The sequence below is a fragment of the Streptosporangium sp. NBC_01755 genome (assembly GCF_035917995.1).
In the GTDB taxonomy this organism is placed as follows: domain Bacteria; phylum Actinomycetota; class Actinomycetes; order Streptosporangiales; family Streptosporangiaceae; genus Streptosporangium.
The window spans coordinates 3,285,366-3,301,712 of sequence record NZ_CP109131.1 but is presented as its reverse complement, the minus strand read 5'-3'; the positions used below and the strand labels follow the sequence as shown (position 1 = coordinate 3,301,712).

Here is a 16,347-nt window from a genome sequence, read left to right as displayed (position 1 = left end):
TCCGACCGGCATCGCAGCCATCCATTGGTTACCTACGGTGTGGTTCCTTAGCTCAAGGTGAGGATGTCATGACACTTGCGGACCGATCCACGCAACGGTTCCACCTGTTCAAGAAGGTCACAGTGGGCTCGGCCCGCATGAACCTCTCAGAGAGCTGATCAGTCGGCAGGCGGAACGTCTTCCGGACGCGAGGGTTCTGCTTGCGGGTCGATGTACGTCCCTCTTCCGACCACGGTCCTGATCAGGCCACGCCCACGTAGTTCCCGCATCGCGCGCCGCACTGTCAGGTATGCCACCCCGTATTCGGAAGCAAGATCACGCTCTGCTGGGAGTCGCTGACCCGGCCGTAGGTCGCCGGCATCGATCAACGCCTGGATGTGATTGGCCAGCCGGACATACATGTATTCCGGGCTGTCCTCTTCTGGATCGAACGGCGAGACGCTGCTCATGACTTCACCGTATGGCTATGGTGACCTGCTGAAATCTATGGAAAGCCATGCATCGCTATACATGGCTATGCTCAATCGCGTAGCCTCTGGCCAAGTACAAAGTGGACGTCGGTACGCCGTCACGACGTTGCTGGAACCGGTCGCCGGACATCCCGCGCCGAAGGTTCGTTGACTGTTTTAGTTGATTGCTGGAAGTCGTTTCGAACTTTTTGCCGAGAATGGCAGGATATCGGCCATGCTTCCCCTTTATCGCATCGCGGCCGGATTCCTCATCACGTCCCTCGCGCTGAGGATCAACGGGTTCGACCTCCTCGTTGATGTCATTGGATGGGTTCTCGTGGTCTTCGGGCTGTCACGCATGGAGGCATCGGTCGATCCCGCCTTCCGCAGGGCCCGGGTAAGCGCCATCGTCACGGGGGTGATCTCATGTGCCGTACCCATCGGACTGACTGTGAACTCCGTGATCGGCCTGCTCTATACGCTCAGCACCCAGGTCACGATATGGCTGATCGCGGAGGGCATCATCGCCCGGGCGCGAAATGCCGGCGATGCCTCCACGGCCTCGACCTTCAACGTTCTCCGCTGGATTCTGGCCACGGTCATCGCCGTGGGATGGCTGGTGAGCTACGCGGTGACCTCGCCACAAGGCCTGGGAACCATCGCACTCATCCTTGCGGTCGTCGGATTCGTTGCGACCATCTGGTTCATCATCCGCCTCTACCGGTCGGCACGCCTGCCTTACCTTGCTTGACCTCTCAGTCACGTGCTGACACGAAGTCGGCTCTACCCTCGGGAGCCGGCCTGTGATCACGGTCCTCCGTGCTCCGTCATCCACACCCCGCGGGAACGGCTGCCGAAGGTGTTCGCCGAGTTTCACCGGGTGCCGGCGCCGGGCGGCCATGTGCTGCTCGCCTTCCAGGTCGGTGACGAGCCGCTGCACCTGGATCGGCCGTTCGGCCACCCGGTGTCGCTCGACTTCCACCGGCTGCAGCCGGACCACATCGCCGGCCTGTTGAGCCAGACCGGGCTGGTCATGCGTGCCCGGCTGCTGCGCGAGCCCAATGAGAGCACGGATACAACACAGCAGGCCTACCTGCCGGCCCACCGACCGGCATAGCTCAGCCGAACGTCGTGAACAACCAATCGGGTGGTCACCGGCTCTTGGGGGGCTCTCCTTCCAGCGCGCTCCTGATCATGGCGAAGCTCTCCGTGATCTTCCCGGCGAGGCTGCGCGGAATCTCAAGGAAACCCACCGTGTCGGCGTCGGCCCAGTAGCAGTAGGTCCCGTCGTCGGTGTTCCGGCAGGAGGCCGCGCCGCGGAGCGGGCCGGTTCCCACGTAGACCCAGTCCGTCTGCGGGTTCTCCCTCTCACGGTCCTGAGCGGTCAGCCAGTCCACGGCGGCCTTGGGGTCGGTCACCTCGGCCTGCGCCCCGGTGGCGTAGAAGGATTTCAGACGCGGGGTGTCCTGGTAGAGCGTGGTGAGCTGGGTGCCGAGGATCTTGTGGTGCGGCCCGTCCGGGAGCTTGAAACGTTCCTCGGCGGGGGTCGCCGATACCAGGTCCAGCGCCCCGATCGCGGTGGGGAAGGGGGTCGCGAAGGTTCCCGGGGGTTTCGGTGGGTTCTGGGCCGATGAGGCATTCTCCTGATCCGCTTCGACGGTGAAGGTGCATCCCGCGAGAACGCCGGCCGCGAGCGTCATGAGGGAGATTCTTGCGATGTTCATGACGTGAGGATGATCCAGTGCACTTGTGCACTGGTTGGATCTCCCTGAGAGCCGCCACACTCAGGTGCCTCACATCTGCGGTCGGGAACGGAATTTCCCACTCTCCTGGCGAACGCAGGATGGAGCAGGACGTTCGGACCAAAGAGATCCACGTCCTGCTGTTACATTTGTGGGCTTTCGCCCAGATATCGATTCCCCGCTTACCTGGGTGCCGGGGAGAACCGGGTGGAGGCCAAGAGACCTACGGCCGAGACCCGAAGCCCGCAGGGCCTTGCGGGTGATGGTCGGATTTCTGAGCGGGATTCCAGGGCCGCGCCGCAAGGATCGCTCTATCCGCATGACCGGCCTCGCACAGCAGGAGGACCGCCCATATCAGGGCGTGGATGTCACCGGCCTCGGTACGGGCCCGCAGCCAGGTGATTGCCTCCTGGGCACGGCCTGTCTCGTACATCAGGTCGACCGCGTGCGCCAGGGCGTCGGGGTAACCCGCCTCGGCACGGGTCCGCAGCCAGGTGATCGCCTCCTCGGCCCGATCCAGCTGGTACAGCAGGACGGTGAGCCGCCTGAGGGCGTGGGTGTCGCCGGCCTCGGCGCGGGTCCGCAGCCAGGTGATCGCCTCCTCGGCACGCTCGGACTCCTGGAGCAACTCGACCGCCTTCCACAGGGCGTCGATGTCGCCGGTCTCCGCCCGGGTCCGCAGCCAGGTGATCGCCTCCTCGGTCCGGCCCACCCGCTGGAACAACTCGACCAGCCGCCAGCGGGCGTCGGTGTTCCCGGCTTCCGCGGCGTGCCGGTAGGCGGCGATCGCCTCCTCGGTCCTGCTCGTCTCCTGGAGCGGTTCGACCAGCCGGCGGCCGTCGCGGGTGTGTCCGGCCCCGGCGGCGCGGTTGTGCGCGGCGGGGTCCTCTCCGTGCTGTCCCGCCCCATCGGGGAAAGCAGCGGTCCAGTTGGAGATGTCGGGCGGCCGCCGGAGCTGACCGCCGCTCTCATCGCGGCTCATCACTCATTGCCACTCGTCGCAACATCATCACTCCGTATGGAGCCTGCGGACGGCGAAAATAGACAATATTAAGGTGGCATAAGTAATTCCACCATCTCGTGAAGATTGGTTTTCTGCCTCCCTTTTGGGGGGCAATAATAGATATTTAGGTGTTGTCTAATATGATTTAGGCGATATTCCCGGGATTAGCGGGTGGTTTTGTGGGTCTGCCGGGCCCGTCAAGTTGGCCGAACGCCCGCTTCACGACGCCACCCGAACCGAACACCCCCTACGGCGTGGTCGGGATCCGCGCGGCGCGGGCACGCTGACCGTCCTGGCGGGCTGCTCGAATCGTGGATCCCTGACCCGTGCCCGGGCGCCGGTTCGAGCAGCCTCGATCACGCAGAGCCAGTGACAGGGCCAGTGACGGGGCCGGTAACGGGGCCGGTGACGGAGACGAACCCGGAACCGGGACGGTAGTCGGGGGACTGGTGCCTGAAGTAGGTGTTGTAGACCTGGCAGTAGTGACCACCGCGAGCCAGCAGCGTGCTGTGGTCACCCTCCTCGACGATCCGGCCGTGATCCAGCACGATGATGCGATCGACGTGCTCGATCGTGGACAACCGGTGTGCGATGACGATGGAGGTGCGGTCGGCCAGCACCCGGTCCAGGCCCTCCTGGATCTGGGCCTCGGTCAGCGGATCGACACTGGCGGTGGCCTCGTCCAGGACCACGATCGCCGGATCCTGGATGAGCAGGCGGGCCAGCGCGACGAGCTGGCGCTGACCCATGGACAGGGCGCGGCCGTGTTCGCCGACGTCGGTCCGCAGGCCGTCGGGCAGGGCGTCGATCCAGTCGCCGCCGCCGACCGCCGTGGCGGAGGCGAGCACCTCCTCGTCGCCGGCCTCCGGCCTCGGGTATCTGATGTTGTCGGCGACAGTGCCGCTGAACAGGAACGGAACCTGCGGAACCGCGCCGATCTGCCGCCGGTACCCGGCCAGATCCAGCGTGCGGATGTCACGATCGTCGATGTTCAACCGGCCGTCCTGGAACTCGTAGAACCGGGTGATCAGCTTGCTGAGCGTCGACTTGCCCGCACCGGTGTGACCGACCAGCGCGACGCTCTCGCCCGCCTCGATGGTGAGGTTGAAGTCCCGCAGGACGGTGCTGCCGGCTTCGTAGCCGAACCGGATGTCGCGAAACTCGATGCGGCCCGTCAGCCTGCCGACCGGCTGAGGGTCGGTCTGCACGACCCGGGATGGCGCGTCGATCAGGGCGAAGACCCGCTCCGACGCGGACAGGCCCTGCTGGAACTGGGACCAGAACGCGGCGATGGAGGTCAGCGGGAACCAGAAGAGCGCGACGCCCTGGAGGAAGAGGTACCAGTCGCCGGCGGACAGACCGCCGCCGAGCACCGTGGTACCGCCCAGTTGGATGAGCGCGACCGTGGCAAGCCCGGCGACGAGAAAGAGCACCGGGAAGATGCCGGAGAAGACGAAACCCTGCCTGAGCGTCACCTGGTAGCTCTGCTCGTTGATGGGCCGGAACTCGTCGTATACCCGCTGCTCCTGGCGGAAGTTCTTGGCGACGGTGATTCCGCCCATGGTCTCCTGCAGGGTGGCGTTCACCCGGCTCAGCGAGCGTTGCGCCCTGCGGGTGCTGCTGCGGGCGACCCGCCGGAACAGCAGTGCGATGCCCACCACCACCGGCACCACGAGAAGGGTCAGCAGGGCGAGCTCGACGCTGCGCAGGAAGAGCAGAATCGTGACGAAGCCAACCATCAACACCTGGCTGATCAGGTCCATCGTCAGGGTGGAGACGGTCGCGAAGTCATCGGTGTCGGAGGTGACCCGGCTGACGATCTTGCCCGACGGGTTCTCGTCGTAGAACGACAGGTCACGCTTGAGCACGGCGTCGAACGCGTCCTCGCGAAGACGCAGCACGATGTCTCCGGTGACCCTCGCGCTGTACCACTGGCGGATGAAATTGAACAGCCAGCCGAGCACCCCGGCGAGCAGCAGGCCGACGGTGAGCTGTCGGCTCACGTCGGCGATCGTGCCGTCCTCGATCCCGTCCACGCCCCAGCTGACCAGCAACGGCATGGCCGCCTGGGTCAGTGAGAAGAGCACGATCATGATCGCGACCAGGACCATCGCGCCCAGCTTCGGCCGGAAGTAGGAAAGGATCCGGCGGAGTAGATCACGATCGTTGTAGGTGCGGTCGTAGTCCTCGGCGTCGAGGCCGTCCATGATGAAGCCCATCAGCCCTGCCCTCCCTGCTCGCCCGCGAGGACCACGCCCGGGTCGGTGGTGCCTGTCAGGTCGACCTCGTCGTAGTGGGCGAAGATCCGCCGGTAGAGGCGACTGCGGGTGAGCAGTTCGTCGTGCGTGCCGTAGTCGACCAGCTCGCCTCGGCGGAGCAGCAGAACCTTGTCGGCCCAGCGGATCTGGGAGAGCCGGTGGGTGATCAGGAGCGTGGTGCGCCCGTCGAGAACGCGGTCGACGGCCTGTTGGATCCTGTCCTCCGTGGCGGAGTCGATTGCACTCGTCGAGTCGTCGAGCACGAGGATCGCCGGATCCGTCAGCAGTGCCCGTGCGATGGCCAGGCGCTGGCGCTGGCCGCCGGAGAGGGTGATGCCGCGCTCACCGATGACCGTGTCGTAGCCGTCGTCGAGCTCGCCGATGAACTCGGCGGCCTGGGCCTCCTCCGCAGCCTTCACGACGGCGCCCCGCTCCACCTGCTGGCCGACTCCGAAGGCGATGTTCTCGGCCACCGACCTGGAGAACAGCACGATGTCCTGCTCGATGGTGGAGATCTGGGAGCGCAGCGAGTCGAGGTCCCACTCGCGCACGTCCACGCCGTCCACCAGGATCCGGCCGGCGGTGACGTCGTAGATCCGGGGGACCAGCTTCGTCAGGGTGCTCTTGCCCGAGCCGGTCTCGCCGACGATCGCCACGGTCTCGCCCGGTTGCACGGTGAACGTCACCCCGCGCAACACCGGATCGTCCTCCCCGTAGCCGAACGTCACGTTCTCGAAGTGGATCGCCCCGCTGATCGGTGCGGCGTGGCCGTCGGCGCGCCGCCCGAATTCGGTCTCGGCGTTCATGATGCTCAGGATCCGGCGGGCGGACACGATGCCGAGCTGGACCAGCGAGAAGGTGAAGATCGACATGTTGGTCGGGAAACCGATCATGCTCATCAGGCTCATGAAGGCGACCAGTTCGCCGATCGTGATGTCGCCCGCGGCCCGGAGGTAGAGGCCGTGCCAGAGCGACCCGGCCATCGCGAAGGCGAAGAGCAGGGTCGGCAGGTAACGGGCCTGGACCAGGCCGTTGTGGACGAAGGAGTCGCGATAGCGTCGCGCGCGTGCCCGGAACCGTCGCCGCTCCTGGTCCTCCTGCGCGGACACCTTGATCACCTCGATGCCGCGGACCGCCTCGTTCAGCCCGGCGTTGAGATCGCCGAACTGCTCACGCATGCGGGTCGCCACCGGGTTGAGCTGCCTCATGTAGTGCCAGAGCGCGAGAACGAAGACGACCGCGAAGACGCCGGGCACCAGCAGCAGTCGCGGGTCGATCGCGGCGATGAAGACCAGGGGCACGAGGCCGGTCAAACCGGAGTCGACGATCAGGTCGATGCCCGGGGAGATCATGATGGAGAGCTGCCGGATGTCGTTGGCCGCCCGCGCCATCAGGTCGCCGACCCGCTGTCTGTTGTGGAAGGCCTGGCTCTTGCCGAGCAGGCTGACGTAGAGCTCGTCCCTGGTGTCCCGCTCCAGCCGCTTGGCCAGAACCTCGCCGGCCAGGCGCGCGATGAGGTCGAAGGCGCCGCGGGCCAGCACGATCGCCAGTAGTCCCAGCGAGATCAGGCCCAGTTCCCGTGCCCCGCCGCCGTCCTCGCCCAGCACGGCGTCGAAGGCCGCGCCGGTGAGCCCGGGGACCGTGGCGTTGAGCACGACCATGATCAGCGATGCGCCGAGGAATCCGGTCAGCTGGAGCGGATGGCGGCGAACATGGGACCAGAACCAGCGCACCGGACCCCGCCTGTCATGCGGGCGGCCGGAGATGGAGAACTCCGAACTGCTGGTGGTCACAGGCCCGCTCCCGAGCAGGTCAAGGATGAAAGTCGAACTTGCTTTCTATCATCGGGCGCCGACACTTTCCCACGCATTTTCTCGGCCCCGCCCTGCTCGTCACGGGCGGACGCGCGGGCCGACCCGGATATCGGGAGGCCGTCAGGCGAAATCGGCGGGGGCGCCGCTCGGCCTGTTCCGGGGCCGCCGCCTGCCGCCGAGCCGGCTCCTCGTTGCTGGAGGATGCCGCACTGCGCACTCGGGGGCGTCGGGTTGACTCTCCCCCGGGGGGAGAAGCGACGGTGGGTGGACCAAAGTGTGTGATTGGGGTTGGCGATGGCTCAGCTTGTGTTGATCGGTACGTTCTCGACCATGACCCGGCTGTCGGTCAAGGCATTGCGCCGCTACGACGAGCTGGGTCTGTTGCGGCCGGCGAAGGTCGACGCCTCCAGCGGCTATCGCTACTACGCGCTCAGCCAAGCAGGCAGGGCGGAATCGATCCGCAGGCTACGGGCACTCGATATGCCGATCGAGGAGATCAAGCGAGTGCTGGCCGCGTCCCCAGCGGACGTCTCCGGCTTGTTGGCCGAACACCGGCGACGCCTGCGGGTGGAGCGCGACCGCCACGATCACATGCTGGCCGTCATAACCCGATTGATCAACGGCGAGGAGAGCCTCATGCACTACGCGATCACTGTCGAAGCCCTGCCCACGCAGACCGTGGCCTCGGTGCGCTGCCATACCGACCTGGCCGGTATCAGCGCAACGATCGCCGAGGGCTTCGGCACCCTGATGGGGGTTCTCACGGAAGCCGGTCGGCACCCGGCCGGTTCCCCCTTCCTGGTGTTCCACGATGTCATCGACGCGGACAACGACGGCGACATCGATGTCTGCATACCGATCGAGTCGCCTGTTGCCGCGCCCCCTCCTGTGCAGGTCGGCCAGATGGCTGCGGCCACCGCTGCGGTCACCACCCACAGGGGCCGCTACGACGAGATCGCTTCCGCCTATCACGCCCTGACCACCTGGATCGCCGAGCACGGTCACGAGATCGCCGGTCCGCCCCGGGAAACCTACCTCAACGATCCGGCCGTGACCGCCGAGGCCGACCTGCTCACTCAAGTGGCATGGCCAATCCGATGACCAACGGAGTGATCATGCAAATCGACCGCTTCGCCGGAGGGGCTCATCGCCCCGGCTGAGCAGGCCGCGGGGCAGGTGCCGGGGGCCGAGATCGCTCGGCGCTGTGAGAATCCGCGCGGTGCGGTGTTCGTTCGGGCCCGTGCGGGGTGCGGCATGGCTGCGCCGTACGGGACCGCTCGGGCATGGCCGCCTGGTGTCGGGGCGTGAGCCAGATCCCAGGTCAAATGAACGACCGTGCCGCACGCCGGCCTGTGCACCGGCCATGACCTCTACGTTCGGTAAAGAACCGGTCTGGCGCGGGCCGGCCGGGGTGTCTACTCGGATGTCGGTCGTGGGTCCGTGATCTGCTGGTTTTTAATCCCGTCAAATGTCGGTGATTGATGTGCGATCTGCCGGTTTTAAGTGCCGCCAAGTGTCGGTTTGGATTTATGCTGGACTTAACCGTCGCAGAGGGGAGCCGCAGTGCCCGAGCTGGTCTCACGTCGTGTAACCGGTCATGCCGAGGAGTTCCTCGACGCCTTCAGGGTAGTGATCGTCAACGGACCGAGGCAGTCGGGCAAGACCACCCTGCTTCGGCAGCTCAACGGGGGAAGAGAGGGGACGTATCTCACCCTGGATGACGGCTCGTTGAGATCGGCGGCGCAGGCCGATCCCGCTGTCTTCATCGCCGACGGTGCGCGTCCGATGATGATCGACGAGATTCAGCGGGGAGGAGACGAGCTGATCCTGGCGATCAAGGCGGAGGTCGATCGGAAGACCGAGCGAGGGCAGTTCGTTCTGGCGGGTTCCACGAGGTTTCTGTCCACGCCGTCGTTGAGCGAGTCGCTTGCCGGGCGCGCGGGCATCCTTGAGGTCTGGCCCTTCGCCCAGGAGGAGCTTGCCGGAACGGGGGAGTCCTTTCTTGTGACGGCCTTCAACGATCCTGAGGCGCTGCGGTCCTCATCGCTCAGTGACTACGGCCGAAGGGACTACTTCGAACTGGTCTGCCGAGGTTTCTATCCGGAGGCGGTCGCGATGAGGTCGGAGTTCACCCGGGACAGGTGGTACCGGACCTATGTTCAGTCGGTCATCGACACCGACATCAGGGAGATGGCGCGAGTCGACGAGCCGAGTAGTCTCCGGCAACTGCTCAACCTCGCCGCGGCGAATACGGCGCAAGAGCCGAACACGGTCAAGATCGGCAGTGATCTCCAGCTCCATCGGAGTACGGTCAACCGTTATGTCGGCCTGCTGGAGACCGTCTTCCTGATCCGTCAGGTTCCAGCGTGGTCTCGGAACCTTGTGGCCCGGGCGGTTCGCCGTCCCAAGCTGCACGTCACCGATACCGGCCTCGCCGCTCATCTGATCGGTGTCGACGCGGACGGCCTGGCTGCCAGGGTCTCGCCCGCACGAGGCCCTCTCGTCGAGTCGTTCATCGTCAACGAGATCGCGAAGCAGGCCACGTGGGCGCCGTTCCGAGTCGGACTCCATCACTGGAGGGTCAGCCAGGGCGCTGAGGTCGACCTCGTACTCGAACGGAACAACGGACGGATCGTCGGTGTGGAGGCCAAAGCCACCGACTCTGTCAACAAGGACGACTTCAAGGGCCTGGTGGCTCTACGCGAGAGCCTCGGCGAAGATTTCGTTCACGGGTTCGTCTTCTACACCGGAGTGAGATCGCTCTCTTTCGGAGACCGGCTGACCGCGTTGCCCCTCAGTGCGCTCTGGGACAGGTAGTGCTTCGGGGGTGACCATGTGGGCCCCACGTCATACCGCGGTGAGGGGGCGCGGGGAAGGCTGCTCTGCGGTGAGGAAGGGGATCGAGTTCGGTGTCGGCGCCCTCGACCGTGACGCCCCCGGACGACGGCGTTCATGACCTGCCGGTGGCGGCGGGTGGTCGATCTCGGAGGCGGCTGCCGCGGCACCCTATGTCACTCCGTACCGGGGGAAATCGGAGTGCCCAGGAGAGAGAACAGCGGGTACCCTGCGCGAGGACCTGCGGAAGGGAATTGTCGTGGGGCACGTTGAGGTTGGCCAGCCCACTTGCAAACCGTGACCCCCATGAACCCCAGTGGTTTATCAACCTGATATGGGCTTCGTCCTTTCCAGCCGCGCGAGCCCTGTATTCCGCACGTGACCCCGATTGACCTGGGGTGATTACCCGCTGCACTGGATCATATATAGCTGCTGACCTGCGACGACGCGGCACGTGCGGAAAACGAGGCGAGCCGCCGTCTACTCGGTGGCGGTAATCCTGTGTCCGGCCGTAACAGGGTCGTACACTGCGGCTATGAGCGCGATGCGTGAGGAACTCCATCTGCTGGTGGACGAGTTGCCGGAGAGCCGGGTGTTGCCGGTGCTCGCGCTCGTCAGGGAGAACGTGTCGTCATCCCGTCGGCGGGAGAAGGCCGCGGTGGCTCTGGAAGCCATCCGTAACCGGATGCGAGGGGTGACCGAGGTGGACGAGGAGTTGGACCGGCTCCGGGACGAGTCACGTGGCTGACGCCTACATCGTTGACACCGGCGTCTTTCTGCGCTGGTTCGTCGATCAGCCTGGGTTCGAACATGCTCGCGAGATCCAGGAGGCCTTCTTGGGCGATCTCGTCGGGTTGGAGACAGCGGACTTCGCCCGGATCGAGGTGGCCGGAGTGCTGCGGAAGAAGGGGCTTCTGGCGGGCCGCCTGACAGCGGAGGAGTTCGCGATGGCCGTACGCGTCATCGACGATCTCGGTGTGACGGTTCACCCGATCGGTGCCGACCATCTGGAGCGGGCTGCCGGTCTGGCCGTACGGCTGACGTTGCGCATGTACGACGCCGTCTTCGCCCAACTGGCACTTGACCGGGGAGTCCCCCTGCTCACGACGGATGCCAAGCTCTGTCACGCGGTCGAAGGCGTGGTGAAGACCGAACTGCTCCGAGGCATGGGAGAGGTCTGATCTCGTCTGGTCACTGAGGCTGGTCGCGGAGCATGGGCTGGAGCGATCGCAGACTTTGGCGCCTCGTCGGCCGCGGGCTCCGGTCTGGTGTGAACGCGCGGTGCCGTGACGGCGGGAAACGAAGCGTTCTCGCTCCTCCTCCATGCGAACGGTTAGGCATTAACCGTTCGTATGGAGGTTCTGTGTGAACTCCTTGGGGTTGAGAGCGAATCAGCAGCGGGCAGTTCGGCTCACGTCGCCGGGTTACACCATGTCTCGCCCTACTCATGTCATGTTAGGAATTTCATCCCCGCATGTCCCGCTTGAGCTTGACGCAGAGGGTGACGGCGAAAATCGAAATGTCCGAGAGACCGGCTGGCGGGTACCCTGCGCGAGGACCTAGGAAGGGAATCGCAGTGGGGCACGTTGAGGTTGGGCATCTGACGTACGTTCTGCCGGACGGGCGGCCGTTGCTGGACGATGTGTCCTTCCGGGTCGGCGAAGGGGTCAAGGCGGCACTCGTCGGGCCCAACGGGGCGGGCAAGACGACGCTGATGCGGCTGATCGCGGGTGACCTGCAGCCGGTCGACGGGAGCGTCGCCAGTTCCGGGGGCCTGGGGATCATGCGGCAGTTCATCGGCAGCATCCGCGACGGCAGGTCCGTGCACGACCTGCTGGTCAGCGTCGCCCCTCAGCGGGTGCGGGAGGCGGCGGCGAAACTTGAGGCCGCCGAGCTCGTGATGATGGAGCGCGAGGACGAGAAGGCCCAGATGCGCTACGCGCAGGCCATCACCGACTACAGCGACGCCGGCGGTTACGACATCGAGGTGCTCTGGGACACCTGCACGATGGCCGCGCTCGGCATGCCGTACGACGGCTGCAAGTACCGCGAGGTCAACACGCTCTCCGGCGGCGAGCAGAAGCGGCTGGTGCTGGAGGCGCTGCTGCGCGGTCCCGACCAGACGTTGCTGCTCGACGAGCCGGACAACTATCTCGACGTGCCGGGCAAGCTCTGGCTGGAGCAGGCGCTCCGGGAGACTCCCAAGACGGTGGTGCTGGTCAGCCACGACCGGCAGCTCCTGGCCAACGCGGCAGATCGGATCATCACCGTCGAGTCCGGCAACATCTGGGTCCACGGCGGAGGGTTCGGCGGCTACGCCCAGGCGCGCAGGGAACGCAACGAGCGCCTCGACGAGCTGAAGAAGCGCTGGGACGAGGAGCACGCCAAGATCAAGCGGCTGGTCCTGATGCTCAAGCAGAAGGCCAAGTACATGGACACCATGGCCGCCGCCTACCATTCGGCCCAGACCCGGCTGCGCAGGTTCGAGGAGGCCGGACCGCCGGAGGCGGCGCCCAAGGAGCAGTTCATCAGCATGCGGCTCAAAGGTGGCCGGACCGCCAAGCGGGCGGTGATCTGCGAGCGGCTTGAGCTCACCGGCCTGATGAAGCCGTTCGACCTGGAGATCTGGTACGGCGAGCGGGTCGCGGTGCTGGGTTCCAACGGCTCGGGCAAGTCGCACTTCCTGCGCCTGATCGCCGGGGAGGAGGTCGGGCACACCGGCGTGGCCAGGCTCGGTGCCCGGGTCGTCCCGGGGCACTTCGCCCAGACGCACGCCCGCCCGGAGCTCATCGGCCGGACGCCCTGCGAGATCGTCATGACCGAGCACGCCCGGCTCAAGAACGAGGCGATGAAGGCGCTGTCCCGCTATGAGCTGGCCGGAACCATCGCCGAGCAGCGCTTCGAGACGCTCTCCGGCGGGCAGCAGGCCCGGCTGCAGATCCTGCTGCTCGAACTGTCGGGCACCACCCTGCTGCTGCTGGACGAGCCGACGGACAACCTCGACCTGGCCAGCGCCGAGGCTCTCCAGGAGGGGCTGGACGCCTTCGACGGGACCGTGGTCGCGGTAACCCATGACCGCTGGTTCGCCGATGACTTCGACCGGTATCTGGTCTTCGGGGCCGATGGAAAGGTCTACGAATCATCCGAACCGGTATGGGATGAGGCCAGGGTGGTCCGCCAGAGGTAAAGACTCGGGTCGTTCCCGGCGCGTCGGAGTGGGAGGGGGAGCGCCACCGGTTATCACGGCTAGGTGACGCACAGCACTCGAATCGTCGGCGCCCTCGCCCTCCTTCTCCTCATCGGAAGTGCCGGATGCACCGAGGATGAGGTGGAGAAGAAGCGGGCCGCCGCTCTCCAGCCGATCGCGGTCAGGGAACAGGCATCGTCCATCATCAAGGGTGACGATGGGTATGTGGTGAACTGGGCAGGAGTGCTGGCCAACACCAACCCGTGGCACTTCGGCGAGCACATCATGGCCACCGTGGTGGCCAAGAACGCCGAGGGCCGGGAGCTGGTCCGGCTGGAACAGCCGCTGGACGCGGTGCCTCCCGCCGGAACCCTGCCCTTCACGGGGCAGGTGGTGACCCAGGACAAGCCCGCCAACGTGAGCATCGCGTACCGCCCGGCACGCTGGCACCTGGCCGGCCGGATCGTCTCGGCCTTCCAGCCCTTCCCGGTCCGCGGTGTGCTGACCGACCGCACCGCCGACGGCAACTATCTCGTCACCGGCTACGTCGGCACCCCGTACGTGATGCCGACCCGGAGCCTGGCCGTCACCGCGCTCCTGCGCGACAAGCGGGGCAAGCTGCTCGGCGGTGGGAGCACGTTTGTGGACAACATCCAGGCGGGCGAGAACCGCCGGTTCATCCTGCAGATCAAGAGCGTCCAGAACACCCGTGACATCGCCTCCGCCGAGGTGACCGCGCGCACCTGGGGGTCGAGCAGCCGCCCCTTCGAGCAGCTCGCCCTCGGTGGCGCCCTGCCTCTGCACACGGTCAAGCCGAGGATGCCCCCGTTCGCCAAGGACCGGGGCAGGCAGGCCCCGCTCGCGAGCGTCGTCCGCCCGTGATCGGGACCCTTTCCCCGACATACCGGTAAGCGCAATTAATTCGACTAAATAGCCATTCTTTAGCATTTATGATTACGGATCGCGAGGGGCTGTTTACAGGATTGATTGACTCTGTGGAGACAGTTGCTGTCACCATGGAGAAAAGGCTGGAACTTATGGTCGCCAAGCGCTTACCTTCGGTCACATGACTGACGGTGTCCTGGTCGAAGCGCTGCGCGCGAGGGAACCTGCGGCTCTTTCCGGCCTCTACGACTCGTACGCGGAAAGCGTCTACCGATACTGCCATTCAATGCTCGGCGTCCCGGCGGGCGCGGAACTGGCGCTCCTTGACACCTTCGCCGCCGCCGAGGCCCATGTTCACGCGCTCGCCGACTCCCGTCGGCTGGAGGCGTGGCTGTACGCACTCGCTCGGGGGGAGTGCGTACGGCGCCGTCTCGCCGGGGAGTTCGACCCGCAGGTCGCCGTCCCGGTGGTCACCGGCGAGGTGGACCTGCGGGTGATGGCGTGGAACGCCACCCGGAGCCTGTCGCCCGAGGACCGGGAGGTCCTCGACCTGAGCTGCCGACACGGGTTCGGGCCCGTCGACCTCGCCGCGGTCCTGGGCGTCACCACCAAGGTCGCGGGCGCGCTGTACGAATCGGCGAGAGAGCACCTGCGCGACGTCGTCACCGTGGAGGTCCTCGTCCGCAAGGGGCCCCACGACTGCGCGAGCCGAGCCCGCATGCTGGCCGGCTTCACCGGCGAGCTCACCGCACAGACGCGCGAGCGGATGATCCGCCACGTGACCCGGTGCGACACCTGCGCTCCGCACCGGGTCAGGCAGGTCTCCGCGGCCAAGGTCTTCGACCTGCTCCCGGAGGCCACGCTGCCGCCGACGCTGCGCGCGCGGGTGATGGGCTGCTTCACCGACCCCGAGCGGATCCCCTACCGGCATGAAGTCGCCCACCGGGCCGGCCCTCTCGACAGTGCCGGGTTCCCCGCCGGTACGGCTCGCGGAGGTCGGCGCCGGCCCTACGCGACGGCCGGTACGGCGGCCGGTACGGCGGCCGCGGTCGCCGCGGCGGCGGCGCTCGTTCTGTTCCTCACCCAGACCACGCTCGTCCCCGAAGGGGCGGGTCCCGGTGTCGCCTCGGAGGTGTTCTCGACGGCGGCGGAGCCCCCGGTCGCCCAGAGGCCGGATGAGCACCGGAGATCAGAGGAGCCTGGTCGGCTGGAGGAGCCTGGTCGGCTGGAGGAGCCTGGTCGGTCGGGGGAGCCTGGTCGGTTGGGGGAACTCGGTCGGTCGGGGGAGCCTCGACGGGGGGACCTGCCGCCGACGCCGGAGCCCGTCGGGCGGATCGGTTCGCTCGGGTCGACGGAGCCGGTCAGCGTCACCGGACCCGGCTCCGTGATCGACCGGCGGATGCCGGTGCCGGGCCCGACCGGTCACCCGGCGGAGACCCCGCCCCTACCGCCGGGCAACGGACCTTCGGGGCGTGGACCGGCCGGCAGGCCGGCTGTTCCCGCGGAGAGTCCGCCCCTGCCGGTGCTGCCGGGGGCCGGCGCGCCGGACCGGCACCCTCCGCACCGCGACCACCACGGACAGCGGTCCTTCCGCCCCTGCCGTGGCACACACCGATCGGCGGACCCGGGCACTCCGCAGGCGATCCCGACGCCCTGGCGGGGGAGTCAGAGGCCTCCGAGAGAAGAGCACAGGCCACCCCGAGCGAACCCCCGGCCCCCGCAAGGCGACCCGAGCCCCCCGCGGGCGAATCCTCGGCCGTCGCTTGCCGACCCGCGGATTCCGTCCACCGGTTCCAGGCCGTCGCGGGGAGACCTGAGGCCTCCGTACCCCGGGCCGCGGAGAAACCTCAGCCATCTGATGCCCAGCCATCCGAGGCCCGGTCAGGGGTGGTCCCCGGACACTTCCCGACCGGCTTTCACCGGATCGAACACCGCCCCACCCCCAACGCCCGGCTCTCCCGCGTTCTCCGGGCCGTCCGCCTCCTCCGAAGGGCCGGTCGCGCCCCTCGCCGAGCGGCGGCCTCCAGGCGGTGACGGGACGCCGGCCGCCTGAGCGCCGAGACGCTTTCGGTATCCCGTCGACGGTAGGGGCCGAGCCCTTCGCGAGCGGCGGTATTGTGGCGGGCGATGACTACGTGGCGTGAGTGTCATGTGTGCGTAGAGTGACGAATGGG

14 protein-coding genes are annotated in these 16,347 nt (G+C 66.8%); 9 read left to right on the top strand and 5 right to left on the bottom strand.

Features of this window, described 5'->3' with window-relative positions; translation table 11 throughout:
* Positions 1-158 precede the first annotated feature (158 nt).
* A complete protein-coding gene (locus tag OG884_RS15145) occupies positions 159-449 on the bottom strand; it encodes a winged helix-turn-helix domain-containing protein (protein WP_326645987.1) in 291 nt (96 codons plus the stop codon).
* A 181-nt stretch (positions 450-630) separates the two neighbouring features.
* Between OG884_RS15145 and OG884_RS15140 the strand changes: the two genes are divergently transcribed.
* Together OG884_RS15140 and OG884_RS15135 are read left to right on the top strand one after the other, a co-directional pair.
* Positions 631-1,200, top strand: coding sequence for a hypothetical protein (locus OG884_RS15140; protein ID WP_326645986.1), 570 nt, complete (start codon positions 631-633; stop codon positions 1,198-1,200).
* A gap of 108 nt (positions 1,201-1,308) precedes the next feature.
* On the top strand, positions 1,309-1,566 hold the full coding sequence (locus OG884_RS15135) for a hypothetical protein (RefSeq protein WP_326645985.1): 258 nt from the start codon (positions 1,309-1,311) through the stop codon (positions 1,564-1,566).
* A 34-nt stretch (positions 1,567-1,600) separates the two neighbouring features.
* Here the strand turns inward: OG884_RS15135 and OG884_RS15130 are convergent, their stop codons facing one another.
* The 4 genes from OG884_RS15130 to OG884_RS15115 form a co-directional block, all read right to left on the bottom strand.
* Positions 1,601-2,173, bottom strand: a complete 573-nt coding sequence (locus OG884_RS15130) for a hypothetical protein (RefSeq protein ID WP_326645984.1) — start codon at positions 2,171-2,173, stop codon at positions 1,601-1,603.
* Between the two features lie 241 nt (positions 2,174-2,414).
* Positions 2,415-3,173: a tetratricopeptide repeat protein gene (locus OG884_RS15125; protein ID WP_326645983.1), complete on the bottom strand. Its 759-nt coding sequence runs from the start codon at positions 3,171-3,173 to the stop codon at positions 2,415-2,417.
* A gap of 377 nt (positions 3,174-3,550) precedes the next feature.
* Positions 3,551-5,413 (bottom strand): ABC transporter ATP-binding protein, encoded by a 1,863-nt coding sequence (locus tag OG884_RS15120; protein WP_326645982.1) that lies wholly within the window; start codon positions 5,411-5,413, stop codon positions 3,551-3,553.
* Complete coding sequence (locus tag OG884_RS15115; RefSeq protein WP_326645981.1) at positions 5,413-7,245, bottom strand: ABC transporter ATP-binding protein; 1,833 nt, start codon at positions 7,243-7,245, stop codon at positions 5,413-5,415. Before OG884_RS15115 ends, OG884_RS15120 begins: the two co-directional genes overlap by 1 nt.
* Positions 7,246-7,560: 315 nt before the next feature.
* Here OG884_RS15115 and OG884_RS15110 point away from each other — a divergent pair, with 315 nt between their 5' ends.
* From OG884_RS15110 to OG884_RS15080, 7 genes are all read left to right on the top strand, one after another.
* On the top strand, positions 7,561-8,367 hold the full coding sequence (locus OG884_RS15110) for a MerR family transcriptional regulator (protein ID WP_326645980.1): 807 nt from the start codon (positions 7,561-7,563) through the stop codon (positions 8,365-8,367).
* Positions 8,368-8,829: 462 nt separating this feature from the next.
* Positions 8,830-10,083 carry an ATP-binding protein gene (locus OG884_RS15105; protein ID WP_326645979.1) on the top strand — a complete coding sequence of 418 codons (1,254 nt, stop codon included), beginning with the start codon at positions 8,830-8,832 and terminating at the stop codon, positions 10,081-10,083.
* 553 nt (positions 10,084-10,636) lie between these two features.
* Positions 10,637-10,849, top strand: coding sequence for a hypothetical protein (locus OG884_RS15100; RefSeq protein ID WP_326645978.1), 213 nt, complete (start codon positions 10,637-10,639; stop codon positions 10,847-10,849).
* Positions 10,842-11,282, top strand: a complete 441-nt coding sequence (locus tag OG884_RS15095; RefSeq protein ID WP_326645977.1) for a type II toxin-antitoxin system VapC family toxin — start codon at positions 10,842-10,844, stop codon at positions 11,280-11,282. Before OG884_RS15100 ends, OG884_RS15095 begins: the two co-directional genes overlap by 8 nt.
* A 395-nt stretch (positions 11,283-11,677) precedes the next feature.
* Positions 11,678-13,288, top strand: coding sequence for an ABC-F family ATP-binding cassette domain-containing protein (locus tag OG884_RS15090; RefSeq protein ID WP_326645976.1), 1,611 nt, complete (start codon positions 11,678-11,680; stop codon positions 13,286-13,288).
* 63 nt (positions 13,289-13,351) lie between these two features.
* The gene (locus OG884_RS15085) at positions 13,352-14,170 is read left to right on the top strand and encodes a hypothetical protein (RefSeq protein ID WP_326645975.1); all 819 of its coding nucleotides are present in this window, start codon (positions 13,352-13,354) and stop codon (positions 14,168-14,170) included.
* Between the two features lie 184 nt (positions 14,171-14,354).
* Positions 14,355-16,226, top strand: a complete 1,872-nt coding sequence (locus tag OG884_RS15080; RefSeq protein ID WP_326645974.1) for an RNA polymerase sigma factor — start codon at positions 14,355-14,357, stop codon at positions 16,224-16,226.
* The last annotated feature ends 121 nt before the right edge of the window (positions 16,227-16,347 follow it).